At 42.4% G+C, this 25,814-nt stretch carries 24 protein-coding genes; 22 read left to right on the plus strand and 2 right to left on the minus strand.

Features of this window, described 5'->3' with window-relative positions:
- Positions 1-145 precede the first annotated feature (145 nt).
- The 15 genes from IW510_RS20725 (at position 146) to IW510_RS20795 (ending at position 14,320) form a co-directional block, all read left to right on the plus strand.
- Entirely contained in the window at positions 146-634 is a 489-nt protein-coding gene (locus IW510_RS20725; protein ID WP_202063016.1) for a hypothetical protein, read from the plus strand.
- Positions 635-645: 11 nt separating this feature from the next.
- Positions 646-1,398 (plus strand): signal peptidase I, encoded by a 753-nt coding sequence (gene lepB, locus IW510_RS20730; RefSeq protein WP_202063018.1) that lies wholly within the window; start codon positions 646-648, stop codon positions 1,396-1,398.
- A gap of 17 nt (positions 1,399-1,415) precedes the next feature.
- The gene (gene lepB / locus IW510_RS20735; RefSeq protein ID WP_202063020.1) at positions 1,416-2,084 is read left to right on the plus strand and encodes a signal peptidase I; all 669 of its coding nucleotides are present in this window, start codon (positions 1,416-1,418) and stop codon (positions 2,082-2,084) included.
- 34 nt (positions 2,085-2,118) lie between these two features.
- A complete protein-coding gene (locus IW510_RS20740) occupies positions 2,119-5,076 on the plus strand; it encodes a YfhO family protein (RefSeq protein ID WP_202063022.1) in 2,958 nt (985 codons plus the stop codon).
- 385 nt (positions 5,077-5,461) lie between these two features.
- A complete protein-coding gene (gene recR / locus IW510_RS20745; RefSeq protein WP_202063024.1) occupies positions 5,462-6,058 on the plus strand; it encodes a recombination mediator RecR in 597 nt (198 codons plus the stop codon).
- Between the two features lie 97 nt (positions 6,059-6,155).
- Positions 6,156-6,800, plus strand: a complete 645-nt coding sequence (gene tmk, locus IW510_RS20750; RefSeq protein ID WP_202063026.1) for a dTMP kinase — start codon at positions 6,156-6,158, stop codon at positions 6,798-6,800.
- 14 nt (positions 6,801-6,814) lie between these two features.
- On the plus strand, positions 6,815-7,144 hold the full coding sequence (locus IW510_RS20755; RefSeq protein WP_086348936.1) for a cyclic-di-AMP receptor: 330 nt from the start codon (positions 6,815-6,817) through the stop codon (positions 7,142-7,144).
- A 2-nt stretch (positions 7,145-7,146) separates the two neighbouring features.
- Positions 7,147-8,109 carry a DNA polymerase III subunit delta' gene (gene holB / locus IW510_RS20760; RefSeq protein ID WP_202063056.1) on the plus strand — a complete coding sequence of 321 codons (963 nt, stop codon included), beginning with the start codon at positions 7,147-7,149 and terminating at the stop codon, positions 8,107-8,109.
- A 2-nt stretch (positions 8,110-8,111) separates the two neighbouring features.
- Positions 8,112-8,942 carry a PSP1 domain-containing protein gene (locus tag IW510_RS20765; RefSeq protein ID WP_202063028.1) on the plus strand — a complete coding sequence of 277 codons (831 nt, stop codon included), beginning with the start codon at positions 8,112-8,114 and terminating at the stop codon, positions 8,940-8,942.
- A 1-nt stretch (position 8,943) separates the two neighbouring features.
- Positions 8,944-9,297, plus strand: coding sequence for a DNA replication initiation control protein YabA (locus tag IW510_RS20770; RefSeq protein WP_202063030.1), 354 nt, complete (start codon positions 8,944-8,946; stop codon positions 9,295-9,297).
- Between the two features lie 159 nt (positions 9,298-9,456).
- Positions 9,457-10,317 carry a 16S rRNA (cytidine(1402)-2'-O)-methyltransferase gene (rsmI, locus tag IW510_RS20775; RefSeq protein WP_202063058.1) on the plus strand — a complete coding sequence of 287 codons (861 nt, stop codon included), beginning with the start codon at positions 9,457-9,459 and terminating at the stop codon, positions 10,315-10,317.
- A gap of 286 nt (positions 10,318-10,603) precedes the next feature.
- The gene (locus IW510_RS20780; RefSeq protein ID WP_202063032.1) at positions 10,604-11,821 is read left to right on the plus strand and encodes an ammonium transporter; all 1,218 of its coding nucleotides are present in this window, start codon (positions 10,604-10,606) and stop codon (positions 11,819-11,821) included.
- A gap of 156 nt (positions 11,822-11,977) precedes the next feature.
- Positions 11,978-12,319 (plus strand): P-II family nitrogen regulator, encoded by a 342-nt coding sequence (locus tag IW510_RS20785; protein ID WP_202063060.1) that lies wholly within the window; start codon positions 11,978-11,980, stop codon positions 12,317-12,319.
- Positions 12,320-12,691: 372 nt separating this feature from the next.
- Positions 12,692-13,828: a DNA polymerase IV gene (gene dinB, locus IW510_RS20790; protein ID WP_202063034.1), complete on the plus strand. Its 1,137-nt coding sequence runs from the start codon at positions 12,692-12,694 to the stop codon at positions 13,826-13,828.
- Positions 13,829-13,852: 24 nt separating this feature from the next.
- Positions 13,853-14,320 (plus strand): GNAT family N-acetyltransferase, encoded by a 468-nt coding sequence (locus IW510_RS20795; protein WP_202063036.1) that lies wholly within the window; start codon positions 13,853-13,855, stop codon positions 14,318-14,320.
- Between the two features lie 44 nt (positions 14,321-14,364).
- Here IW510_RS20795 and nrdG read toward each other — a convergent pair whose 3' ends face one another.
- Positions 14,365-14,967 (minus strand): anaerobic ribonucleoside-triphosphate reductase activating protein, encoded by a 603-nt coding sequence (gene nrdG / locus IW510_RS20800; protein WP_202063038.1) that lies wholly within the window; start codon positions 14,965-14,967, stop codon positions 14,365-14,367.
- A gap of 602 nt (positions 14,968-15,569) precedes the next feature.
- A complete protein-coding gene (gene nrdD, locus IW510_RS20805; protein ID WP_202063040.1) occupies positions 15,570-17,759 on the minus strand; it encodes an anaerobic ribonucleoside-triphosphate reductase in 2,190 nt (729 codons plus the stop codon).
- 462 nt (positions 17,760-18,221) lie between these two features.
- Between nrdD and IW510_RS20810 the strand changes: the two genes are divergently transcribed.
- The 7 genes from IW510_RS20810 to IW510_RS20840 all read left to right on the plus strand — a co-directional run bounded on the left by IW510_RS20810 (position 18,222) and on the right by IW510_RS20840 (position 25,653).
- Entirely contained in the window at positions 18,222-18,989 is a 768-nt protein-coding gene (locus IW510_RS20810) for an ABC transporter ATP-binding protein (protein WP_202063042.1), read from the plus strand.
- Entirely contained in the window at positions 18,979-21,033 is a 2,055-nt protein-coding gene (locus tag IW510_RS20815) for an ABC transporter permease (RefSeq protein ID WP_236674848.1), read from the plus strand. Before IW510_RS20810 ends, IW510_RS20815 begins: the two co-directional genes overlap by 11 nt.
- Before the next feature lie 170 nt (positions 21,034-21,203).
- Positions 21,204-22,286 carry a M42 family metallopeptidase gene (locus tag IW510_RS20820; protein ID WP_202063046.1) on the plus strand — a complete coding sequence of 361 codons (1,083 nt, stop codon included), beginning with the start codon at positions 21,204-21,206 and terminating at the stop codon, positions 22,284-22,286.
- A gap of 15 nt (positions 22,287-22,301) precedes the next feature.
- A complete protein-coding gene (locus tag IW510_RS20825; protein WP_202063048.1) occupies positions 22,302-23,090 on the plus strand; it encodes a DUF975 family protein in 789 nt (262 codons plus the stop codon).
- Between the two features lie 36 nt (positions 23,091-23,126).
- Positions 23,127-23,867: an MBL fold metallo-hydrolase gene (locus IW510_RS20830; RefSeq protein ID WP_202063050.1), complete on the plus strand. Its 741-nt coding sequence runs from the start codon at positions 23,127-23,129 to the stop codon at positions 23,865-23,867.
- A 43-nt stretch (positions 23,868-23,910) separates the two neighbouring features.
- On the plus strand, positions 23,911-24,915 hold the full coding sequence (locus IW510_RS20835) for a lipoate--protein ligase (protein WP_202063052.1): 1,005 nt from the start codon (positions 23,911-23,913) through the stop codon (positions 24,913-24,915).
- A gap of 54 nt (positions 24,916-24,969) precedes the next feature.
- Positions 24,970-25,653, plus strand: coding sequence for an O-methyltransferase (locus IW510_RS20840; protein ID WP_202063054.1), 684 nt, complete (start codon positions 24,970-24,972; stop codon positions 25,651-25,653).
- The last annotated feature ends 161 nt before the right edge of the window (positions 25,654-25,814 follow it).

The raw sequence follows: 25,814 nt of genomic DNA on the forward strand, positions 1-25,814 counted from the left end.
GTTATCCGCCGCGATCCTTTGTGGGCTGTTTGTTCTGATCCTGTTCATTCAAAGCTTCCTGACGGGAAGAAAACGTGCAGGACTGCAAAAAAAGCGCATCAAGAACAAGAAGAAGCGGAAAAAGCTACAGCGTAGGGTACAAAAGATGAAAACGCAGCAATGGCGTCAGTTCCGTTTCGCTCTTTTATTGCTGGTACTTGGAGGCGCACTGGGGGGAGGAGCTTTCTATTCCCGCTATTATCAAGCCCATCGCTTGGGAGAACAAGACTCCAATGCGATTGTTCAGGGGTATCATTTAGTGGCAACGATTGAAGGGGAACTGGGTAGTGAAGAGTCCTTGGCAAATCCTGAAAAAGCAGCTGCCCGTCTGCGGGATTTAACCGGACGTTTGTCTAGTTACGGAACGCGCATTCCCAGCCAACGGTTATCGGAAGAAGGCCAGCGATTGTTAAGCCGACAATATTCCTATATGTCTGAGCTTGGGGTGAATCTCTTTACCCAAGCAGAGACATTGATGACTGACGAAGAAGCACGGCTAGAAGTGGAAGCGGATCTTGAAAAGGTTCGTATCCATCAAACAAAGGTACTTAAGCATTTCAGTATCAACGAAGACTCACTGAAAAAGACAAACTGAGGATCGATGAAATGAAGGATGAGAAGCGAAAGAAACGCAAGACCGGCCCCTCTTCTGGGCAAAAGCGGACAGACAAGAAGCCGACGACAGACCGTCGGTCTTCTCTGTCTGACACAGCGCTTAAAAAAACAGGCAACGCCAAGGCTTCCACACACCGACGGAAGAAAAAGCAGCGACAATCAAGCGGCAGGAAAACCGGCCGAAAGCGACCAACGGGGGTCAAAAGAGGCAGACGACTGGTCGGCGAGCTTCTTTTGAGCCTGTTTTTAGCTATGGGGCTGATTTATGTCATCTCCCTGTTTACCTTTACCTTTTATTCGGTGGACAGTTATATGATGGCGCCGGCAGTGAATGCCGGCGATGCAGTCTTTGTTAATAAGCTGAAAGAAATTCGACGCTTTGATTTGGTGCTGTTTCGCAGTCCGACGAACGGCGAGCTGTCGGTTCGTCGAGTGATTGGGGTGCCCGGTGATCGGCTCTATTATCAAGCAGATGTGCTGTATCTGAACGAGCAGGAACAGGTGGAGCGCTTTTTGAACACGGCGTTGAAGGAAGCTCGGCAAAACGACCAACAGTTCACTGAAGACTTTCGCTTAAGTCAGGTGACCGGTCAGGACGCGGTACCCAAGGACAGCTATTTTGTGTTGGGAGACAATCGAACCTTTGCCGTAGACAGCCGCAGCTATGGCGTGATTCATAAAAAGGATATCATTGGAGTGGTTCGGATGAAGGTCCTGCCGCTGCATGAAATGACGTATCTATAAGAAGGAAGACACGACGAATGAACCAAACCACTGAGAGAAAACCAAAAAAAGTACCCACCAGCGGTGTTCGCCCCAAGAAGCGAAACCGTCGGTTAAAACAAGAAATCAGACAACGAAAGCAACAGGAGCAGCAACGACGGGAACTACGTCGAGGCTATGTGGTGTTAGGGCTGATAGTCGTCCTTGTGCTGCTGTTCTTCTTGAACTTTCGAACCCGTCAGGTGGACGGGGTTTCGATGGTGCCAACCTTGGCAGACAACGACCGGCTGCTGGTCCGACGGACCGAGACCTTTGCCCGTTATGAGCTGATTACCTTTGAACCGGCAGACAAAGCTGGGGAGTCCTATGTGAAACGGATCATCGGACTGCCGGGGGATCGCCTGCATCTGGACGGCAATCGCCTGTATTTGTATGAAACCGAAACAAAACAACAGCCAAGCAGCCAGGCAGGAACATTTTCCACGGAGCAACTGCCGGATGGGGCCTTAACGGTGCTGCTCAGTCCGGAGGCGGTTCAGTCGATTGGCACGCAAACAGAAATACCGGCCAATCAGTATTTTGTCTTAGGCGATAATCGAGGCAATTCCCGTGACAGTCGGGAGATGGGGCTTATCACGTCCGACCAGATTGAAGGGGTCGTGGTGTTCCGCTATTTTCCCCTGACAAGCATTGGGCGTGTCAGCTGAGGCCACTGAAAAAACGGAAGAAATGAGGAAAGCAATGAAACCAACACAATGGAAGGGTGTCCGTTATCTGGCGAAAAACCGCTGGATACTGGGCCTTAGTTTTTTTCTGCCGATAGTCATTTTGGCAGGGGTATATTTGATGATTGGGATTTATCCCGGAAGTAATCGAACCATCATGGCCAGTGATTCATTTCACCAGCTGTCGAACTTTTTAGCCAGCTACAATACCATGATGAAGGGCTCGGAGAGTATCTTCTACAGCTGGTATGTGTCGTTTGGCTTGAATTATTGGGCGTTTATTTCTTATTATTTGGGGGGCATTTTTACACCGTTGGTGTACCTGTTTGACAACAGTCAAATTCCCGATGCCCTGTATTTTTTGACCTTATTGAAATTTGGTTGTTCCGGACTAGCTTTTTCGGTGTTCAGTCTGGGCACCTTCAAACTGCCCCGCTGGGGCTATCCGGCGCTGAGTATTTCCTATGCCTTGATGAGCTTTGCCTTGGCGTTTTCTGAAATGATTATGTGGCTGGATGCCTTTGTCTACCTGCCGCTGGTCATCTTGGGGATTCATCGGGTGCTGGAGCAACGGAAACCGCTGGTGCTGTTTGTCAGCTACCTCCTGTTATTTGTCACCAACTTTTACATGGCCTTTATTGTCGGATTCTTCTCCTTCCTGTATTTCCTGACGCGTCTGGTAATTGATAGCGGCGACTGGAAACGCAAGGTGGGGGATTATCTGGGGACCTCCCTGTTGGCAGGGGGCGCTTCGATGCCGGTGATTCTGCCCACCATTCTGGATTTGAGAAACAACGGGGAAGCCCTGAGCGCGATTACGTCTTTGAAAACAGAAGACACCGGGGTGTTGGATTTGTTTGTGAAAAACTTTGTGGGGGTCTATGATACAACTCAGTTCGGCTCCACGCCGTTTGTCTTTATCGGGCTGTGGTCTCTGATTCTCTGTGTGTATTATTACACAGTCAAAGAGATTCCCTTAAAGGAAAAGCTGGCGTATAGCGCCTTGGGCGCCTTTGTGATTTTCAGCTTTTACTTTGAACCGCTGAACCTGTTCTGGCAGGGGCTTCATGCGCCGAATATGTTTCTATTCCGCTACAGCTTTGTGCTGTCGTTTCTAGTGATTCTGTTGGCGGGCTATGGCTGGGAGCACCTGTCGAAGGCCTCCTTTGATCGGATGAGCAATCTGGTATTGGGCTTGGTGTTCCTCTTTGTCGGCGTGCGGGTCTATGTCTCCTTTGGCGATACGTACCGCTACATTACCGTCTTCTCCTTTATCATGACCTTGGTCTTTCTGTTTCTGTACCTGTTGTTCCTACGGGTCTTTTTGAAAAAGAAGACATTGGGCAAGCTATGGGTGGTACTGTTTCTCTGCCTGATTAGTGTCGAGGCCGGTGTGAACACCTATGTGATTTTCCAAGGCATCAAAAAGGAATGGGTGTATCCGGCACGGAATCGTTACCTGTACCACTATGACGATATCAGTGGGCTGGTGGCACAGACCAAAGAAGACAATGATTCCTTCTACCGTATGGAAACCATGCACATGTTAACGAAGAACGACAGCTTGAATTATGGGTACAGCGGAGTGGGGATGTTCTCCTCGATTCGAAACCGTAATTCCCTGTCTTACCTGCATGAGCTGGGGTATCGTTCCTGGGGAACGAATCTTCAGAATGATTACCGCAACAACACCATCTTGATGGATATGATTTCAGGGATTAAGTACAATCTCTCACAGGAAGAAATCAATAAATACGGCTTTAAGAAAATCAACGAGTCTGGTGAATATGTCCTGTATGAAAACCAGTATGCAATGCCTCTTGGGGTGATGACGGACCGTGATTTGTATGTGGATGGGGCAGGTAAGAATCAGACCTCCTTATTCAATCTTTTGGCGAATCAGAAGAAGAACTACTATACTTTTATTGATCCGGAGCTGGTGGACACGGAGCATGTGACCATCGAAGATGCCGATCAGATGGTGACCTATATCAAAACGGATAAAAAGGAAAAGGAGCCGATGCGTTTGACGTGGAAAGCGACGATTCCAAAGAACAAGCAGGCCTATTTCAGCCTGTATCCGTTGAACTATGATGACCTGAAGAGTGCCGAGGTCATCTTGACGGTCAACGGTGTAAAACAGCAGACGCGGATTAACATGACCGGTCAATACTACAACCTGGGCTATTATGAGGAAGAGACCGAGGTCGAGTACACGATTGAGCTGTCAGATACCGTTCGGGCCCAGTTCCTAACCCCGGATATTGCCTTATTAGACATTGAAGAATACACGGAAGCGGCAGAAGCGATTCTGGACAAAGGGGTGAACTTCGAGGTAAGCGGGCGGAAGGCAAAGGCCACTGTGACGGTCACCAAAGACGATCCGATTTTGTTTACGACGATTCCTTATGACAAGGGCTGGAAGGTCTATGTGGATGGAAAGGAAGCGGAGATTACGCCATTTAGAGACGCGTTTCTTTCGGTTCAGTTGGAAGAGGGTACTCATGAAGTGGAGTTTGTGTTCCTGCCACAAGGTCTGCTTTTAGGCAGTGGTATCTCCGGTGTAAGCTTGCTTATTTTTGGTGGGTATCTCTTTATCTTGAAGAGACGTAAGAATGATCCGTTCTATCAAACGCCGAGCGATAGCAGTGGCGCAGAGCCAAAATTACCGAAGCCAACACCTGTGAGTACAGTGGAGGAAGAAACTGCTTCTGCGGATAGCACACCAATCAGTGAAGAAACAAGAACAGAATCACCTACAATTGCAAAGGAATCGTCAACATTGTCTTCTGAGACGACGTTGACGGAAGAAACCGTTGGAGGGATTGAGGAAGAGACTATCCATGCCCATCAGGAAGAGGAGTCATTATTGTCCAGCTTTTCCTTTGGAGAAGGTGAGGACTTTGGTTTCGCACTTCATACGGAGACCGAGTTGAAGGAACGACCTGTTGAAAGTGAGGATATAGAAAGGTAATCAAAAGGGGCTTGGGAATCACATTGTGGTTTCTGAGCCTTTTATCTTATTGATATTGTTGTTGTCTTGGTTATGTAGGTTTGGCAAGAAAAAAATAAAGAGATGAAAGCATTATCAAGGGGAAATGAAGTAATGCTTTTTGGTTTTGCCTGTAAGAATATGTTAAAATGGAAGCTGTAGCAAAAAAAGATTTAAATTGATTTTTCAAGCAAAAAAATGTGTATAACAAAGACAAACTTATAGTAGGTAGTAGCTGTTGAAAGCTGTAACCTAAGGTTGAAATCTTTAGTGGAAAAGATATGGCAGGCAGTTGAGGTCAGTAGTCTGCTGCTGGTAACAAATTTAAGCGCATAAACCCTTGATACGAAAGGAAGTATAGAGAAGTATGCAGTATCCAGAACCAATAGCCAGACTAATCGAAAGCTATATGAAGCTGCCCGGTATCGGTCAGAAAACAGCAACACGTCTGGCTTTTTATACGATAGATATGAAGGAAGAGGATGTCAACACGTTTGCCAAATCCTTGATTAGTGTAAAGAGAGACCTGCATTTTTGTAGTGTCTGCGGCAATATCACTGAGGAAGATCCCTGTGATATTTGTAAAGATCAGACACGTGACAGAAGTACAATATTGGTAGTTGAAGAGTCGAAAGATGTGATGGCTATGGAGAAAGTCAGAGAGTACCATGGCTTGTATCATGTACTTCATGGCGTGCTGTCACCGATGGAAGGAACCGGGCCGGAAGATATTAATATCCCATCCTTGATTCAACGGCTTCATGATGATGAAGTGCAGGAAGTGATTATTGCAACGAACGCGACGACAGAAGGCGAAGCGACAGCTATGTACCTATCCAGATTGATTAAGCCTGCCGGCATCAAGGTGACACGTCTGGCTCATGGCTTATCTGTAGGCAGTGATATTGAGTATGCCGATGAGGTAACATTGCTGAAAGCCGTAGAAGGTCGTCGAGAGTTATAATTGGGATATTAGACAGAGTTCTCATTTTCAAGTAAAATAAACTTAATAAATCAGCTTTGAGAGAGTCAGTTAAAGTGAGCATGGAGGCAGAGACGTTTTGCAGGGATTATTTATTACAATAGAAGGACCAGATGGAGCCGGAAAGACAAGTGTGCTGGAGGAGTTATATCCGAGATTGGCACTTGCGGCAACACAGAAAATAGTGAAAACTCGGGAGCCGGGAGGGATTCCGATTGCTGAGAAGATTCGTCAGATAATCTTAGACCCGAAGAATATGGAAATGGATGAGCGGACAGAAGCATTGCTTTATGCGGCGGCCAGACGACAGCATTTAGTGGAGAAAGTATTACCGGCACTTGAAGAGGGCTGTGTTGTTTTATGTGATCGTTTTGTAGACAGCTCATTGGCTTACCAAGGCGCCGGCAGAAAAATTGGTGTGAAGCCGATTGCTGAAATCAATGAATTTGCGATTGAAGGAACAGTTCCGGACTTCACGGTTTATTTGGATGTCGATTCAGATACCGGGTTGCGCCGTATTCAAAACCACAGGCAAAATCAATATGATCGTTTGGATTCAGAGGGGTTGGAATTCCATCAGCGAGTACGACATGAATATTTGAAATTAGTAGAAGAAAATCCTGAACGGATTCAAAAAATTGATGCAAGGATGAGCTTGGAGTCAGTGGTTGAGGCTACTTTTCAGGCGATTATCAAGCGGTACCCAGATTATTTCAGAAACTAGAAAGGTGATGTCCTATGAAAATTATTTTAGCCATTGTTCAAGACAAAGACAGTAATCGTTTAGCAAATGAATTTATTGATGCAAATATTCGGGCGACAAAGCTTTCTTCAACAGGCGGTTTTTTGAAAGCAGGAAACAGCACATTTATCATCGGGATTGATGATGATCGTGTAGAAGAGGCGCTTGAGTTGATTAAAAAGACCTGCGAATCACGTAAGCAGTATGTTTCCGCTCCTGTGACTCTTGATCTTACGATGGAAGGACAGGTTCCTTATCCTGTAGAGGTTGAGGTGGGCGGCGCAACAGTCTTTGTTCTGCCTGTAGAAGGGTTCCACCAGTATTGAGTATGGAAGAATATCAACAGCTGGAACAGCAGCAGCCGTTATTGTACAAACAGCTTCAAAAAAGTTTTGAGCATGGTCGTGTTGCCCATGCTTATCTTTTTGAAGGGGATGCAGGTACAGGAAAGAGAGCCTTTGCTTCATGGTTGACGAAACGTATTTTCTGTCTGAACATAATAGACGGAAATCCGTGTAATCAATGTGTCAACTGTACACGTATCAATGAAAATGAACATCCTGATGTTCTGTTTGTCAGACCAGAGGGGCAAACGATAAAGGTTGATCAGATTCGTCAGTTGAAAACTGAGTACAGCAAAAGCGGCATGGAGACGCAGCAGAAAGTTTTTATTATTGAACAGGCGGAGAAAATGAGTATCGGTGCTGCAAACAGTCTGCTGAAATTTTTGGAAGAGCCGGAGGGGAAGGTTGTTGCGATTCTCGAAACAGCATCCATCGGAAAAATCCTTCCGACCATTCAATCCCGCTGTCAGGTCCTTCATTTTCAACCATTAGATAGGGAGAAAATGGTGTCTTTATTAAAAGATGAAGGGATTGGTGAGAAAACCGCGACTCTTTTGGCAGCATTGACAAATAGTTTGACTAAAGCGGTTGAAATCTCTCGTGATGAATGGTTTAATGAGGCTAGGGAAATCATTAAACAGTGGTTTGATTATCTTGAAAAGGATGACCTTCAAGCATTCATCTATGTGCAAAAAAAGATGGTGAAGGTATTCAAAGAAAAGGATCAACAAAAGCTGGCATTTGATTTACTGCTGGCCTATTATCGCCAATTACTTGTGCAGCAGGTTTCTGGTGGGCGGTCTCGAACTGAACTCAGAAGAACCTCTGAGCGAGTGGAAGTAATTCTGACTGCTTACCAAAAATGGGAGGCAAACGTCAGTTGGCAAAGTGTCTGCGAGCAGTTGGTCATACGAATGATACACCCTAAATTAGCTATAGGAGGATAATAATGGTTGAAGTAGTAGGCGTTCGTTTCAGAGATGCCGGACATATATATTACTTTTCTCCAGGTAAGGCAGAGTATGTCTATGAAGAAAAAGTCCTCGTAGAATCTCAACAGTCAAAGCAGATTGCGACTGTAGCTATACCGAAGAAATCTATTGACCCTGAGGATTTACCTGAGGAGTTAAAACCGATTTTAAATAAAGCAACTTCCAAGGATTTGGAAAAAGAACAGAAGAACGTGGAAGATGCGGAGGCCGCTTTTTCAACTGCAAAGGATAAAATCAGTGAACATAAGCTGGAAATGAAGCTGATTCGAGTAGAATATACATTTGACAGAAGTAAAATGATTTTCTATTTTACGGCTGATGGACGTATCGATTTTCGTGAATTAGTGAAGGATTTGGCTGCCATATTCAGAACTAGAATCGAACTGCGTCAAATCGGCGTGAGAGATGAGGCGAAGATTCTTGGTGGTATTGGTCCTTGTGGTCGTCAGCTTTGTTGTTCTACTTTTTTAGGTGATTTTGTTCCCGTTTCAATTAAGATGGCAAAGGATCAAGGTTTATCATTGAATCCTATCAAGATTTCCGGTCTATGCGGCCGTTTGATGTGCTGTCTTAAATATGAAAACGATGAATATGAAGCAGCGAAAAAAGAATTGCCTGATTATGGGAAAGAAGTTTTGACTCCAGATGGCAAAGGAAAGGTTATCGGCTTAAACCTATTGAGCCGAATCGTCAAAGTTCGCTTGTTCGGCAAAGAGACACCGGTTGAATACGAATACGAAGAAATTAAGGAAGCAATGCAACAGGCTGCCGCAGAGAAGGGTGAATGACATGGACAAACGATCCCTTTATGACGGTTTTAGTTCCTTAGAGGTTGAGCTGAGAGAAACATTGCTCCGCTTAGCTGAGATGAAAGAAGGACTCCATGAGCTTGTTGAAAAGAATACGACATTGGAGATTGAAAACCAACGATTAAGAGAGCATTTACAGGAGCTGAATCAGCTTTCTCAAGCCTCTTCCGATTCAGACTCTTCCAAACAGGAATTGTCAAAATCGCGTATGAATCTCGAAAAGTTGTACGAAGAAGGCTTTCATGTATGTAATATTTTGTACGGCTCTCGTAGAGAAAACGATGAAGAATGTGCGTTTTGTCTGGATGTTATTTATGGCGAACGAAATAAATAAACTGTATTAAAAAATCGGGACAGAAGTCATGCGCTCCGAGAAGTAAAGCTGAATTCCCTGAGAAGCTGTAATAAGCATTTTCGGGTGTTCGAATTATTTCCGGGGTAATAGCTTCTGTCGTTTTGTTTATATTGAAGAAGTGAGGAGTTGAAGGTAATGATGCAGAAACAAAAAAGCTATACAGAAGGTGTCAAAGGGAAGCTCTATCTTGTTCCAACGCCTATCGGCAATTTGGAGGATATGACATTTCGCTGTATTCGCAGTCTGAAAGAAGCTGACTTAATTGCCAGCGAGGATACACGAAATACGAAGAAGCTGTTGACTCATTTCGAAATTGATACACCACAGATTAGTTTCCATGAGCATAATTATAAAGAGCGGATTCCTCAGTTAATTGAAAGATTAGCTAATGGCGAAACCCTTGCACAGGTTAGTGATGCGGGGATGCCTTCAATCAGTGATCCAGGACATGAACTGGTTCTTGCGTGTATCGAGCATGAGATTGATGTAATCGCATTGCCTGGTGCTTCAGCGGGTATTACGGCATTGATTGCTTCCGGTATTACTCCTCAGCCATTTACTTTTTATGGCTTTTTGCCTAGGAAAGCCAAGGAGCAGCAAGCTGTCTTTGAAGAAATTAAGACGTTGCCTTCCGCACAAATCTTTTATGAATCCCCTCACAGAGTAGCGGCGACATTGAAAAATATGCTGCCTGTTTATGGTGAAGAAAGGCAGGCTGTATTGTGCCGAGAGCTGACAAAGCTCCATGAAGAGTATCTACGTGGAACGATTGCAGAGCTGGTGGACTATTTGTCTGAGCATACAATTAAAGGAGAATGCTGCTTTATTGTTTCAGGTGGTCAGGCGGAGGAAGAGCAGCTTGTATTTCCTGAGTCAATTATCGAGCATGTCAATCAGCTGATTGAAACAGGTTTGTCTTCGAAAGAAGCAATCAAGGAAGCTGCGAAGGTTAGAGGTGTGAAAAAACAGGAAGTCTATAAGGTGTATCATACCGAGTGATTTTATCAGAAATAACAGTGGCAGACGATGAATATTTATGTCGTACTGCTGGTTCAAATTAATGGAGTTGGGACATGTATGCCCAGCTCTTTTTTTGTAGTAGTTTTCCGAATTATCGCAAAACAAAACATTTGCGTGTGAGTTTTTATAACGTCGATAGTAACTAAATTCAGAAAATTTTGAAAATCCGTTGCTTTTCTCTAGTAATCAGAAAAAAACGATGTTAGAATATCTAACATAATCAAAATGAAGGTTGATTATAAATTGAAATTGGAGGGATCGGGCAATGGATATGGCAAGCGTAGCATTTATTATTATCTGCACAGCAATGGTATTTTTAATGACTCCGGCATTGGCATTTTTTTATGGCGGGTTGGAGAGAAGGAAGAACATTCTTAACACGATGATGATGGTCATTTGTGTAATGGGCTTGGCGTCTGTATTATGGATTATCTTAGGATACTCTTTATCTTTCAGCGGGGAAGAATCCTTTGTTGGAAACTTTGATAAGCTCTTTTTTAATCATGTATCAATGACTGAAGGGGACGGCATACCAGAAGGATTGTTTGCGGCATTCCAGATGATGTTCGCCTTGATTACAACAGCAATCATTACGGGTTCGGTTGTTGGCAGAATGCGGTTTTCTGCAATTTTTCTATTTATTGGGCTTTGGTCAATCATCGTCTATTACCCGATGGCTCATATGGTTTGGGGCGGAGGTTTTTTGGATGCGATTGGCTCTGTTGATTTTGCAGGAGGTAATGTGGTTCACATCAGCTCCGGTATCTCAGGACTGGTATTAGCTATTGTATTAGGGAAGCGACGCGAATACCGACAAACAGAGTATCGACCGCATAATATTCCATTTGTCGTTTTAGGTGCCGGATTGTTATGGTTTGGCTGGTTTGGGTTTAATGCAGGCTCTGCTTTAGCTCCTGATGGTCTGGCAATCCATGCATTACTGACAACAAACACGGCAGCAGCAAGTGCTATGCTTTCATGGATGTTGATTGAAAAGCTGACTATCGGAAAACCGACAGTTGTTGGTGCTTGTACCGGAGCGGTTGTCGGACTAGTGGCTATCACACCGGGAGCAGGCTTTGTTTCCCTTTGGAGCTCGTTAGTGATAGGTGCATTGGTTAGTCCGTTCTGCTATTATTTTATCTCAGTAATCAAGCATCGTTTTGGGTTTGATGATGCATTAGATGCTTTTGGCTGTCATGGAATTGGCGGGATATTTGGTGGGATTATGACTGGTGTTTTTGCAGACGCCTCGGTTGGTGGAAAAACGGGACTTATTTACGGCGAAACACAGCTGTTTGTTGCTCAAATAGAAAGCATCCTATTCACCCTCCTGTTTGCAGGTTTGGCCAGCTTTGTCATTATCAAGGTGATTCAATTATTTATGCCGATTCGTGTAACACCGAAAGAGGAAGCGTTGGGTATGGATAGAATCGAACATGATGAAACAGCTTATCCAACCTTTATGGGCTTAGATTCTTAGAAAGCTATTTAGAGGAAAAAATCTGTAGGAAGAGTAAACACTTATATTCCCCATTTTAATTATAAAAATTTTGGAGTGAGAAAGGGCGTGTCTGTGAAGCTAGCGGAAGCCAATCTTTTATTACTGCATAGTCAGTGCTCCGGAAAAGAGGTACAGATGAAAAAAGTAGAAGCAATCATTCAGCAAGAGAAACTGGAGGAATTGAAATATACAATCGATCACGAAGTAGAAACCAGCGGCATGACGGTGACCCAGGTTTTAGGCTGTGGACAGCAGAAGGGATTGAAGGAATATGTGCGTGGTCAAGAGGTAATTACGACGCTCTTACCAAAAGTAAAAGTCAGCTTTGTGGTAAATGATGAAGAGGTAGAAGCAATCATCACACTTATTCTGGATATTTGCCAGACGGAAGAAGTTGGTGATGGTAAGATATTCGTTTATCCTATCGAAGAGGTTATCCGTATTCGAACACGAGAACGAGGGAATAAAGCAATCTAACAGTAAAAATAAATGCAGATGGCATTCATATACTTGATAATAGACACACGAAATCCCAGGCAACGATAAAACAAATCCTTGTCCATGTCTTGTTGTATTCTTCTGTGGGCGGAAAAACAGGAACCGACCTCAGGAAATCAGCTATCTGCGATTGAAATATACGGCATCTCATAAAATGAATGGCACAGAAGCGTATTTGCTTCTGTGCTTTTTAGTATGTTCTAACAGTGGAGAAGAAAATTGCCACAAGTGAATCGATTCTTGTTTTTACATACAGAAAAATATTAGAAACAGCATATTTTTTCTTAAAATTTATATAGATTGAATATGAACAAACGTTCGTTTATAATAGGGAGAAAGGGAGGGTAGAAGATGAGCGAACTGCGGTTTCCACTAAAAAAAGATACATCAAGAAAAATTATTCATATTGATATGGATGCTTTTTTTGCTTCTGTAGAAGAACGAGACCATCCGGAGCTTGTCGGACATCCGTTAGTTATTGCTCGACATCCTAGCGATACAGGTGGTCGAGGGGTTGTTACTACGGCCAATTATGAAGCAAGGAAGTATGGCATACATTCGGCAATGAGTGCCCAAAAGGCCTTTGAGCTATGTCCTCAAGCTATTTTCAAAGCTGGAGACCATCAGAAATATACCGAAATATCGCAGCAGATTCGGGAGATTTTTCGACGATACACGGATACCATTGAGCCCGTATCAATTGATGAAGCTTATTTGGATGTAACCGAGAATAAGATTGGAAGTAAGTCTGCTATTAAGATTGCTAAGCTGATTCAACGGGACATCTGGTTGGAGCTGCAGCTGACCTGCTCTGCCGGAGTTAGTTACAATAAGTTTTTAGCAAAGCTGGCTTCTGATTATCAGAAACCTAAGGGCATGACAGTGATTTTACCGGATGAAGCAGAAGGCTTTTTAAAGTCGCTTCCCATTGAGAAATTTCATGGAATTGGTAAAAAGACTGTACCGAAGATGAATGAGCTGGGTATTTATACTGGGGAAGATTTATATAATATGGATGAAATGACTTTGATTCGCCATTTTGGTAAGATGGGGTACTCCTTGTTTAGAAAAGTTAGAGGCATCCATGATTCACCGGTCAGTACAACCAGAGATCGAAAATCCGTAGGGAAAGAGCATACATATGGCACACCGTTGACTACTGAAAATGAAGTCACTACGCAGCTGCGCACACTGGCGGATAAGGTGGAACAATCATTGCGTCGTGTGCAGAGACATGGCAAAACAATTGTGTTGAAGGTGCGTTACACGGATTACACAACAATCACTAAAAGGAAAACACTGCCTCATTATATTGTAGAAAAAGAGGAGTTGTTTTATCAGGCAAACCTTATTTGGGAAGAGGTTGGCGGCTTGGAAAATGGCATCAGACTGTTAGGCATCACGTTGACAACACTAGACCCATTAGCATATGAAAATATTACTCTGCCTTTGTGGGAGAAGGAAATAACAGAAACAGAGGATACATAGATTGAGTGACTAAAGGGAGAAAAAATGATTTTTAAAAAGGCGGAATACACAGACAAGGTGTGGTTGACAGAGGTGATGACAGCCGCATTTAATTATGATACTGCGATTCATCGCACGGATACAAAGGAGGATGGTCCTCCAGGGTATGATGATGGTACCTTGGCTGAAAAAATGTTGAGGACAGCAGATTTACTCATTTATACGATTATTGTAGATCAAAAACGAATTGGTTTTCTCAGTTTTTCGGTAGTTGGCACACTGGGCACTTTGGAGAAATTTTGTCTGCTTCCGATATATATCAATCAAGGCTTTGGCACAAAAGCTTGGCAGTTGCTGGAAGAACAGCAGTCATGCAAAAAATGGGTCTTGGAAACACCGGATTACTCTCTGACGAATCATCATTTTTATGAGAAGTGCGGCTTCATTCGAACTGGAAAGAAGAAATACGGCGATGATAGCTACTCCACTATTTTCGAAAAGGAATGTAAATAGCCAATTTACAGGATGATAAATCGTTACAATCAAAAAATCCAAGCTTAAATCAGCTTGGATTTTTTGATTTGCTCGTAAGAGGTGTCAGCATCGTGGCATTTGTCCCAAATGACTGCTTCACCTTTTGCTAATGATTTTTTGACATCAATAATTCGTTGGTTGCTGCTTCCTCTGAATTGGAGGTTAAGGTTGCGTTTGCTGAGCTCAAAGCGGCCATCTACTAAGATGTCGATTTTATCAAGCAGCTCAAGCTTATCCGGTGTTTCTAACAATAGTTCCTCGAAGGTGTAGCCGCTCCATGACCAGATATCTTTTTTAGTACCGAATTCCTGATGGATGCGATTAACAACCTTCAGACAGACCTCTGTATTTAAAAACGGTTCTCCGCCCAGCAATGTCATCCCTTGAACGTAATCATGAGATAAATCTTCAATGATTGTATCTTCTAATTCCTGTGTGAAAGGTTTGCCGTAGCGGAAATTCTGAACAGCTTTATTGAAGCAGCCTTCACAGGCGAACAGACAGCCGCTGACATAAAGGCTGTTTCTAACTCCTTCGCCATCAACAAAATTGAAGGCTTTATAATCGGCAATATAGTTCTGGCTGTAGTCTTCTGCGCGCCATTCTTTTGGGTGTGGATTATTCATTCATTGACCATCCTTTCAATGATTCTCCTAAGCCGGAGAACCAAACGGAAGTCTTTCATCTAAACGGTGGAGGCTTCCCTATTTATGTTGCTAAGTATTGTAGAGCTGCATAGAGACGCAAACAGATAAGCCGAAACAGACATCGCGGCTTTTGGTGGAGCATGCTCTTCTGCTTGCTGCGGCTCAATCGATAGTAAAAGGAACGGAGCAGATACTCCGCAACCGTTCCTTTTCAGCACTTCTTATTGTCTAGCTTCACGAGTCAACTCAATCGACGATAAGACAAACTGCATTCAATGATGAAAACCTCATCATTGAATCAGTTTGCTATATCGCTCATGAGCTAAGCGACTCGTTCAGCTTTTATACTTGTCTAGCTGCACAGACTAGCTTCCTCGGTAATAAGATAACTTGTCATCAATGATGAAAAGCATTGCCAGTTCTACTTGCATAGTAACTTTTAGTAGAATGGTATGCGAAGCAAGGCTGAGAGGAACTGCTTCACTTAAAGAAGCAGTTCCATCAGTAAAAAGAGCTAGCCGATTAGGTGTCTGACTCGAGCTTAGTGTTCAGAAGCTTCCGGTCTGTTCCGCTTTTCGTTCTTACTTCATGTGTTTTACACGAGAAGATATTTCTTTATGACGACCATGAACCATCGGGCGAGCTTGAGGATTTCCTAAGTAGCCGCATGTTCTTTTGACAACATCACAGGATTTTGGATCATGATTGCCGCATTGAGGGCATTCAAAACCGCGTTCTGTTGGTTGGAAATCTCCTTCAAATCCGCATTCGTAACAGTGATCGATTGGTGTGTTTGTTCCTAGGTAACCGATGCGATCGTACGCATAATCCCAAACGGACTCAAGTGCTTTTGGATTTTGCTGCAATACAGGGTATTCACAGTAGTGGATGAATCCGCCTGAAGTGTATTGTGCATAATCCTTTTCAAAATCCAATTTTTCAAATGGTGTCGGATTTTTTCGAACATCATAATGGAAGCTGTTTGTGTAATATTCTTTGTCTGTAATATTTTCAACAGAGCCGAATTTTTCTGCATCTAAGCGACAGAAACGGTCAGTCAAGCTTTCACTAGGTGTTGAGTAGACGCTGAAATGATAGCCATATTTGTTGCCCCAAGCATCTGCATGGGATTTCAAGTATTTCAGGATATCTAAAGTCAGTTCTTTCGCTTCCGAATTGTCTTCCCATTCACCGCCAAAGAAGGCAGCAGCAACTTCATAAAGACCGATATATCCCATAGAAACGGTTGCTCGTTTATTTTTGAACAGCTCGTTGACAGAATCTTTTCTTGAAAGACGTTTGCCAAATGCGCCATACATATACAAGATTGGTGCGTTTGCCGGTGTTGCTTCTTTACAGCGTTCCACGCGATACACCAAGGCATCCTTCATGATTTCCAAGCGTTCTTCTAATAGTGACCAAAATTTTTCAATATTTCTGTGTGATTCCAGTGCAATTCTAGGAAGATTCAGTGTTACCACACCAAGGTTCATCCGTCCGACGTTGATTTCTTCACCGTTTTCATCCTTCCAGCCTTGTAAGAATGAACGACAGCCCATTGGCACTTTGAAGCTTCCTGTCAGTTCGATTAATTTATCATAGCTCAGAACATCGGGATACATTCTTTTTGTAGCACATTCCAATGCCAATTGTTTTACATCATAGTTTGGGTCTTCTGCATTCAGGTTTACACCTCTGCGAAGGGTAAAGATTAGTTTTGGAAAAATTGCTGTTCGTTTTTCGCTGCCCAGACCGTTGATTCGGATTTGCAGAATGGCTTTTTGAATTTCACGTTCAAACCAGTTTGTTCCCAGACCAAAGCCTAGAGAAGTAAATGGTGTTTGTCCGTTAGAAGTGAATAGGGTGTTGATTTCATATTCCAGACTTTGCATGGCATCATAAATGTCTTTTCTGGTTTTTGCTTTTGCGTATTCTTCTTGGCGCTCTTCGCCGTCAATCCATTCTTTTGCATCAGCTAGATGCTTGAAGTAATTTAGCTCAGCGAATGGTGCCAATAGCTCATCAACACGGTCAGCAGAACAGCCGCCGTATTGACTTGAAGCAACGTTTGCGATAATCTGTGAAATCTGTGCAGTTGCTGTTTGAATTGATTTTGGTGATTCAACTTCGGCATTCCCAATTTTGAATCCATTATTTAACATGCCTTTGAAGTCAATTAAACAACAGTTTGTCATTGGCGTATATGGATGGTAGTCCAAATCATGGTAATGAATATCGCCTTTTTGATGTGCATTTGCCACATGAGCAGGCAACATTTTCAAACCAATTGATTTTCCGACGATACCGGCAGTTAAATCTCTTTGTGTATTGAAGACATCACTATCCTTATTCGCATTCTCATTAACCACTGCTTGGTCTTTGTTCAATAGCTTGCCAATAGTGAAATTGATGTCGGTTGCTTTGCTTCGCTCGAAGTCACGACGAGTGCGGTAGTTGATATACTCTTCTGCAAGTGCGTATTCGTTTCGCTCCAAAAGGATATGTTCAACAACATTTTGGATTTCATAAATTTTTACATCAGAAACAAAACGCTCGGAAATTTCCTGATCAACACGTTCTACGATTTCCTGGATACGTTCATGTGCTAGGGGTTCTAGTCGACCATGGATTTTTTGCTCAGCTTTGATCAAAGCATCATAAATCTTTTGGTCATCAAAATCAACCAGCCGTCCATCTCTCTTAATAATCTTCATATCATATAGAGATGAAGTGTCAGTGCTTAATACATCTTTTTGTCCAATTTCCATCATAAATTTCCAACTCCTCGATGACTTATTCCTCATCTATCATAAAACAATTCCTTTTTTCTTTCAACTATATATAGTGTTATTTTTTTAAAAAAACAGCAAAAAACATCTATATATAGTGTGTAACCTTCCTGAAAATTCTATGAAAGCAAGCCGTATAAAGGTTTGAAAGAATCCCAGTAGCCAAAAAAAAATTAGCGAAGCGGATTCAATGACAAAACTATTTTTGAAGGTCGAGACAGGGAAAAAAATGACTTGTTGGCAAATGCTTCTTTTTGTTTGAAATACTCTGAATGAACAGATTATTTTTGCCGATTTAGTCGTGTTTTATCTATCACTTTGTGAAAAGATAGTCAAAAAGCTTAACGAGCTTACAAAAGTGAAAGACCAAGGAATACGAAAGAATGTTCAGTTATAGAAAATATTGGTAGAATAAATATAATACATTTGATAGGCGGAGGAACGATGAAAAAAATTATTGATGTTCAACATATAAGTAAGACTTACGGTTATCTGCTTAATAAGGTAACCGTATTAGATAATCTCTCTTTTTCGGTGGAAAAGGGAGAGTTTGTTGGAATTATGGGTCCCAGCGGCGCAGGAAAATCAACGCTTCTAAATGTAATCTCCACAATAGAACTGCCTTCAGCTGGAAGTGTAAAGATAAATGGTAAGAGTATTTTAGATATGAGAAGCAATCAGCTGAGTGATTTTCGCCGTAAGGAAATAGGGTTTATTTTTCAGGATTTCAACCTGGTAGAATCTTTAAATATAAAGGACAATATTCTATTACCCCTTGCTGTAGAGCATCGACCAATCAAGGAAATGGAGGAACGGTTGACTCGTGTGGCAAGTATTTTGAATATCACATCAATTCTAAGCTCCTATCCGAACACTGTTTCAATTGGGCAAAAGCAGCGAGCTGCGGCAGCACGTGCATTAATTACCAATCCTCAAATTATTTTTGCGGATGAACCGACGGGCTCTCTGGATTCTAAATCTGCTGCTGAGCTACTACAATATATGACTGATATCAATCAACAGGATGATGCGACTATTATGATGGTTACACATGATCCTTATACAGCCAGTTATTGTAATCGGATTATATTTATCAAGGATGGCGCCTTCTTTTCTGAGGTTGTTCGTCAGGGTCCGAGAGAAGAGTTCTTCAATCAAGTGATTGATATGCAGGCGACGATTGGAGGTGGCAAACGTTTTGATGCTTTCTAAGCTGTCATGGAAAAGTGTCCGTTCCCGTTATTATCATTATGTCGTTTATCTCATAGGTATGATTTTTGCTGTGGCCATTTATTACAGCTTCAATGCGATCACCTATGACCAAGTGCTGCTGAATAGTGTAGGCAGTGAAGTTGCATTGAAAGCTTTTCTGAGTTTTGGTGCACTGTTGATTGCCGTGATGATTTTGAGTTTTATGTTCACAATCAATCGGTTTTTCTTCACGCGCAGGGCGAAGGAGGTCGGTATTTATCAGCTGATTGGAATGAAGAAAAGACAAATAGCTGGATTGTTTTTTTCCGAGATATATATTTTAGGACTTGCAGCATTAGTCATTGGTATCTTTTTCGGCATTGTCTTTTCAAAGCTGTTTTCCATGATTTTAATTAAGGTAATGGTATTGAATGTGGAAAGCGCAGTGAATTTTTCGATTCCTTCTATAGTAGACACTGTTCTTGTTTTTTTATTGTTATTGCTGATGGTTTCTTTGCACAGCGCGTATTTGATTTATTCCTATCGTTTATCCGGTTTTTTCAAGCAGGAAGAGCGGCCTATCATTGAAGCCAAGGAATTGACCATTCGACAAGCGATTTTAGGCGTACTGGGTATCTTATTGATTATCGGTGGCTATGTCCTGTCGTTGAACGTGGTTACCTTTCTTTTTGATCCGCTATTAGGAACGATCGGTTTCTTGCTACTGCCCTTTGTACTAATCGGGCTGTGCGGAGCTGGAACCTATCTGTTTTTTAAGTATACAATCCATATTTTTATTCATCTTTTTATCAAGAAAAAGGGTGGGTACTATCAAGGGCTGTCGATGCTGGTTGCGGGGAATACACGTCTTCATCTGTATAAGGGCAGTAATACCCTAACGACAATCACCATTTTTATCGCCTGTTCCTTAGGCTTTATCGGCGGTTCAGCTACCTTTTATACTTTGGGCATTGATAATGTTAATGCGATGAATCCAACAGACTTTATTGTGAATCGCGCCTTGTATGAGTCGGTAGAGAGCAGTATCGGATTGCAGGGGGCGCTTGTCGACTCGGTGGCTTTGCAGTTTAAATCAGTTGGGAGTCAATACCATTACTATGTAGGCAAAGAGAAAACGACCAGTGAAGACCCAATCAATCTTCTTTCACTGACAAATTACAGAGCATATCAGAAGATTAATCCATATTTGAAAACAGTTAATTTATCAGATGATGAGCAAGCCATTCTTTTTGTTCAACGGACACAATCCTTGCTGCGTTATGATTCGGTTTTTCAATTAGTGGGAGGAGCAACGCTAAAAGCAACAGAGACAATGGCAGATTATTTAGGAGATCCGCTGCTTCGTTACAATCGTCCTACCCTGGTTGTTACGGATGAATTGTTTGATAGTATAGACAACGGTGTTCCCTATAGCTTGATGGCCTTTAATGTTAAAAGGAGTCAGCGGTCTGAATTATCTGAGCAGCTGTCTAAGAAGTTTGCTAAGGAATGGCAGTTCCCCATTTATTATGACATCATCCAAAGCGGTGGTGAGGTTACAGGCTATGTTTCTGAAACGTCTAAAAAGACTGGAAGTGAGGCAGTTGATACGGAGAAGGAAGGCTGGACCTTAAATTATACCGATCGCCAGACAGATTTAGTCTATAGTAGAAAATTGCTGGGAGCATTAATCTATATTGTTTTGTTTCTCGGAATTTTCGCTTTAATCATTTCCGGCAGTGTTTTAATGGTGCGGCAATTTGCCGAAGCAGAGAGGGAACGGTCCACTTATCGCTTACTTGAGCGCTTGGGAATTCCTCAAAAGCAGGTACGCAGACTTGTCTATCAACAGAACATTATTATTTTCTTTTTGCCAATGCTTCTCGGTATTTTCCATGCTTTTTTTGCAGTACATCTATTCAATCAATTAGTGCCAAGCTCCGGGTATCGTTTGGCTTATATCTCCTGTGGGCTGTTGATTTTGATATACATTCTATACTATGTGCTGACCTCAAGAATTTATTGTTGGATTGTCGAGAACGACGAGCTAAGCGGAGGAAAGTAGGTTTCTTGAAAGGTGTATTTCTGAGAGGGAGCATTTCGTTATACAGGTCTCTCTTCTTGACTGTAGAGCCTGAAAAATCGGCGAGTGAGTGAACTGTTGCTTTTTCTATTTTTAATTAGGGAATGAATGTTATAATACTTTAGATAAGATTTTTGAGAGGAGCTAATGTATTGGATAAACGTGAAGAGGATTTGCTGATTGAGCTGGTCTCTGCAAATGGAGTGCCGGGCAATGAGGATGAGGTAAGAGCTGTTTTCAAAAAACACGCAGCGCCTTTTGCTGATAAAATCATGTATGACGGACTCGGCAGTATCATTGCTAAACGGGTCGGTGATAAAGAAGGGCCTAAAGTTTATTTTTCCGGTCATCTGGATGAAGTCGGCTTTATGGTTACGCAAATCACAGAAAAAGGATTTATCAAATTTCAAACGCTTGGCGGCTGGTGGGGGCAGGTAATGCTTGCCCAGCAAGTACAGATTACGACTGTCAAAGGTAAAATTTTTCATGGCGTAATTGGTTCAAAACCGCCTCATGTACTGACTCAGGAAGTGCGCAACAAGCCTTATGAAATGGCGGATATGTTCATCGATATCGGCGCTTCAAGCGATGAAATGGTCAAGGAATGGGGAATCAGACCCGGAGACATGATTACGCCTTATATTGAATATCGCCGAATGAATGATACAAAGTTCATGTTGGCAAAAGCATGGGATAATCGTATTGGTACAGCTGTTTCTTTAAAGGTTTTGGAAAATCTGGCAGAATCAGGCCATCCTAATATTCTCTTTGCCGGCAGTGATGCCCAGGAAGAGGTTGGACTTAGAGGGGCACGAACAAGTGCCAACTTGGTAGATGCGGATATTTCTTTTGCATTGGATACTGGTACGGCTGGTGATACACCGGGAATGACACCGGAAGAAGCTGATTCTGTATTAGGGGAAGGACCGCAAATCCTAATTTATGATGCCTCAATGATTCCTCATAAGAAGCTGAAGGAGTTTGTCATCAAGGTTGCGGAAGAAAATAATATTCCTTTCCAATATACGGTGATTGCAGGCGGCGGAACAGACGCGGGACAAATGCACTTAGCAAGAAACGGTGTGCCTTCTCTGGCGATTACTGTACCGGTTCGTTATCTACATTCTCATACATCCATTATTCATGAAGATGACTACTTGAACACAGTCAAGCTGGTCACGGAAGTTGTGAAGCGTTTGGATGAGGAAACTGTACGTAAAATCAAAGAATATTAAAGGAGTTAATTTTTTATGGATAATCGAATGACAAATGAAATGCATAGGGAGAGGGCCAGAAAGGCGCTTTCCGGTAAATGGGGAAAAATGGCACTTATCGTTTTGGTTAGTGTGCTGATTGAAACAGTTGTTAGTAGCTTAATTTTCAACACAACAGGAGTGGCAAGTGACAGCGCCGGAGGAAGATTTATCAGTTTTATACTGAACAACCTGATTTTCTTTGCTTTGACTTATGGCTTGTACAATGCAGCCCTACATGTAATTAGAGGTCGCTCTATCGAGGTGGGAATGGTGTTTTCCATTTTTAAAGGGGAGTATTACATTCCAATGCTGCTGATCAATCTTGTTCAGTATGTGATTCAGTTGATTGTTGGTCTGCTTGTGTTGCTACCAGTTTTGATTACCTTTGGCGCAACGATTTATATGGGCATGATGTTCAATACAGTATCAGTTGCTCAATACCAAAGTGAGATGGCCTCTGACCTGCTTCTTGCAGCAGTGCTGTTTATTTTCTCTTTATTGATGCTGTTGGTGTCAATGTTTGTCAGCGGTGTTTTCCAGTTTGCTGTTTGGACAAGAATTGATCGTCCGGAACTGGGTGTTGGCAGTGTTCTAAAAGAAGCTCTTGCGTTAATGAAGGGCCGTTTCAAACAGTATGTATTCCTTGAGCTGTCTTTCATTGGCTGGTACATCGTCGGTGCATTGGCAATCGGAATCGGTTTGCTATGGGTTATTCCTTATAACAATGTTGCGTTGGCCAGCTTCTACGATGCGGCTCGTGACGAAAAAGAACTAAGTATCTAATCGCTACAATCAAGAATGGAGCAGGAGGGAAAGAGCATGAAAATTACTGTTTTAGGTTGTCTTGGAGCGTATCCTTATAAAGGGCAGGGAACCAGCTCTTATTTATTGGAGGCAGACGGCTTTCGTTTGCTGTTGGATGCTGGAAGTACAACATTAATCAATTTGGAAGAACATATCGATCCGCTTGAGCTGGATGCTGTTATTCTATCCCATTACCATCATGACCATATTGCAGATTTAGGTGTCCTTCAGTATTATCGTCAGCTTTATCCGGTACAAACTCCGATTCCAATCTTACCAATCTATGGTCATACAGAGGATGCTGCGCATTTTTCCGGACTGACACTGGAAGGTGTTTCAAAAGGAATTCCCTATTTTGAAGCGGAGGAATTGAAGCTGGGGCCGTTTTTGGTGACCTTTATGAAGACCATTCATCCTGTTCCTTGTTATGCGATGCGTTTTGTTGAAGAACGGACAGGCAAGGTCTTTGTTTTCACAGGAGATTCCGGCTACTTAGACACATTTATTGATTTTGCTGAGAATGCCGATGTTTTCTTGGCGGATACGTATCTTTTTGAAGGCAATGAAAAGCATCATGCGCATTTCACCTCGAAAGAGTCGGGCGAGATTGCGAAGGCGGCCGGTGTTAAGAAACTGATATTGACTCATTTGCCTCAGCACGGGTCTTTAGACCTGTTAAAGGAGCAAGCTCAGACGGCTGCCGGAAGTCAGGTTTCTGTACAGCTGGCTGAAAAGGATCTCGTGATTGATTTATAGTTGAATGAATCAGAAAAATAGATAGAAGAAGGAGTAGAATCAAGTGATATTTGTACCTAATGAAAATAATGATCCGCGAGTGAATCTCGCTATTGAAACTTATTTATTGAAGGAAATGCCGCTGGATGAACCGATTTTACTTTTTTATATTAATGAACCATCAATTATTATCGGACGAAACCAAAACACCATCGAAGAAATCAATAAGGAATATGTGGAAAAGCATGGGATACATGTTGTTCGTCGCTTAAGCGGCGGCGGAGCTGTCTATCATGATCACGGCAACCTGAATTTCAGTTTTATTATGCCGGATGATGGAAATTCTTTCCGTGATTTTGAGAAGGTAACAAAACCGATTATTCAGGCACTACATGAGCTGGGTGTTTCCGGCGCTGAGCTTAAAGGGAGAAATGACTTGGTTATCGATGGGATGAAGTTCTCCGGTAATGCGATGTATGCAACAGAGGGAAGAATGTTCGCTCATGGTACGCTGATGTTTGATAGTGATATCAATGAAGTGGTTAATGCGCTGAAGGTGCGTAAGGATAAAATCGAGTCAAAAGGGATTAAATCTATTCGCTCTCGTGTGACGAATATCAAGCCATTTCTTCCGAAAGAAAAGCAGGATATGACGACAGAGGAGTTCCGTCAAGATATCCTATTGAAAATCTTTGGTGTTTCTTCAGTGGACGAGGTGAAAACCTATGAACTGACGGACGATGACTGGCAGAAAATTAATCAGATTTCTGATGAGTATTATAGAAATTGGGACTGGAACTATGGAAAGTCTCCATCCTTCAATTTGGAACGCAGACACCGTTTCCCGATTGGCTCCATCGAGGTACGGATGAATGTTGAAGATGGTTTGATTCAGGAAATTAAGGTATACGGAGATTTCTTTGGTTTAGGGGAAATCAACGATGTCGAGAAGAAGCTGACAGGTATCCGATATGATAAAGCGGCAATCAGCGAAGCTGTTTCTGAAATAGACGTAAAGAAATATTTTGGAAATATCGAAAAAGAAGAGTTTATTGATTTACTTTACTAAGAAAACGATTCTTTTTAAGCGTACGAAATAAATAAAGAAGAGGTAGTATAGGAAATGCGTAATGAAATGATGCATCGACCAGTCGTCAAAGAAGAGCTTGTTGCCTTTATGCGTGAGCGGCAAAAAAAGCTGTCTGGTGAACTAGGTGTCGTTGAAGAAGAGGCCCATCGCGATGGTGTCCCTGTTATTCCTCACGAAACAGTAGTGTTTTTACAGTTTTTCCTCGGTCAGCTGAAGCCGAAAAATATTTTAGAAATTGGCGCGGCCATCGGGTTTTCATCTAGCTTAATGGCGCAATATGTTGGCGAGGACGGGCATGTAACGACGATTGATCGTTTCGATGTGATGATTAGAAAAGCGAAGAAAACATATGAACGATTGGGTTTGACAGATAAGGTAACGTTGCTTGAAGGACAGGCAGCTGATATTTTACCTGAACTCAAGGACGAATATGATTTCATTTTTATGGACAGTGCGAAATCAAAATACATTGAGTTTTTACCGGAATGTCTGCGACTGTTAAAGGTTGGCGGTGTATTGATGGTAGACGATGTGTTCCAAGGCGGAACCATTCTTGAGCCTGTAGAGGATATCCCTAGAAGTAAACGTGCTATTCATCGCAAGCTGAATGAGTTTTTGGATACAGTCATGAGCCACCCGGATTTAACCTCTTCCCTACTTCCTTTAGGTGATGGTGTCATAATGATTACTAAGGAAAAGGAAACGATTGAGTTGTAAAAGAACCCTCTCTGCATAGAGTCAGCAGAGAGGGTTCCTTTTATTAATGACTTTAGTCGGTTTCAATCACTAAAGTGATTGAAACAAAAAAACCACGCGTACTGCGCGTGGAAGAAGTAGCTTTAGCGATAAAACTCCTTTCGATATACTAGATAAAGGCT

The sequence above is a fragment of the Enterococcus sp. BWR-S5 genome (assembly GCF_016745255.1).
Taxonomy (GTDB): Bacteria; Bacillota; Bacilli; order Lactobacillales; family Enterococcaceae; genus Enterococcus_L.

Excerpts from the sequence above, each read along its gene's own strand:
- IW510_RS20840 (WP_202063054.1), top strand. The coding sequence starts at position 24,970 with ATGCGTAATGAAATGATGCATCGACCAGTCGTCAAAGAAGAGCTTGTT.
- IW510_RS20755 (WP_086348936.1), top strand. The coding sequence starts at position 6,815 with ATGAAAATTATTTTAGCCATTGTTCAAGACAAAGACAGTAATCGTTTA.
- IW510_RS20725 (WP_202063016.1), top strand. The coding sequence starts at position 146 with ATGAAAACGCAGCAATGGCGTCAGTTCCGTTTCGCTCTTTTATTGCTG.
- IW510_RS20815 (WP_236674848.1), top strand. The coding sequence starts at position 18,979 with ATGCTTTCTAAGCTGTCATGGAAAAGTGTCCGTTCCCGTTATTATCAT.
- nrdG (WP_202063038.1), bottom strand. The coding sequence starts at position 14,967 with ATGAATAATCCACACCCAAAAGAATGGCGCGCAGAAGACTACAGCCAG.
- IW510_RS20810 (WP_202063042.1), top strand. The coding sequence starts at position 18,222 with ATGAAAAAAATTATTGATGTTCAACATATAAGTAAGACTTACGGTTAT.
- IW510_RS20765 (WP_202063028.1), top strand. The coding sequence starts at position 8,112 with ATGGTTGAAGTAGTAGGCGTTCGTTTCAGAGATGCCGGACATATATAT.
- IW510_RS20740 (WP_202063022.1), top strand. The coding sequence starts at position 2,119 with ATGAAACCAACACAATGGAAGGGTGTCCGTTATCTGGCGAAAAACCGC.
- holB (WP_202063056.1), top strand. The coding sequence starts at position 7,147 with ATGGAAGAATATCAACAGCTGGAACAGCAGCAGCCGTTATTGTACAAA.
- lepB (WP_202063020.1), top strand. The coding sequence starts at position 1,416 with ATGAACCAAACCACTGAGAGAAAACCAAAAAAAGTACCCACCAGCGGT.
- IW510_RS20785 (WP_202063060.1), top strand. The coding sequence starts at position 11,978 with ATGAAAAAAGTAGAAGCAATCATTCAGCAAGAGAAACTGGAGGAATTG.
- lepB (WP_202063018.1), top strand. The coding sequence starts at position 646 with ATGAAGGATGAGAAGCGAAAGAAACGCAAGACCGGCCCCTCTTCTGGG.
- recR (WP_202063024.1), top strand. The coding sequence starts at position 5,462 with ATGCAGTATCCAGAACCAATAGCCAGACTAATCGAAAGCTATATGAAG.
- IW510_RS20830 (WP_202063050.1), top strand. The coding sequence starts at position 23,127 with ATGAAAATTACTGTTTTAGGTTGTCTTGGAGCGTATCCTTATAAAGGG.
- rsmI (WP_202063058.1), top strand. The coding sequence starts at position 9,457 with ATGCAGAAACAAAAAAGCTATACAGAAGGTGTCAAAGGGAAGCTCTAT.
- IW510_RS20780 (WP_202063032.1), top strand. The coding sequence starts at position 10,604 with ATGGATATGGCAAGCGTAGCATTTATTATTATCTGCACAGCAATGGTA.
- nrdD (WP_202063040.1), bottom strand. The coding sequence starts at position 17,759 with ATGATGGAAATTGGACAAAAAGATGTATTAAGCACTGACACTTCATCT.
- IW510_RS20795 (WP_202063036.1), top strand. The coding sequence starts at position 13,853 with ATGATTTTTAAAAAGGCGGAATACACAGACAAGGTGTGGTTGACAGAG.
- IW510_RS20825 (WP_202063048.1), top strand. The coding sequence starts at position 22,302 with ATGGATAATCGAATGACAAATGAAATGCATAGGGAGAGGGCCAGAAAG.
- dinB (WP_202063034.1), top strand. The coding sequence starts at position 12,692 with ATGAGCGAACTGCGGTTTCCACTAAAAAAAGATACATCAAGAAAAATT.
- IW510_RS20770 (WP_202063030.1), top strand. The coding sequence starts at position 8,944 with ATGGACAAACGATCCCTTTATGACGGTTTTAGTTCCTTAGAGGTTGAG.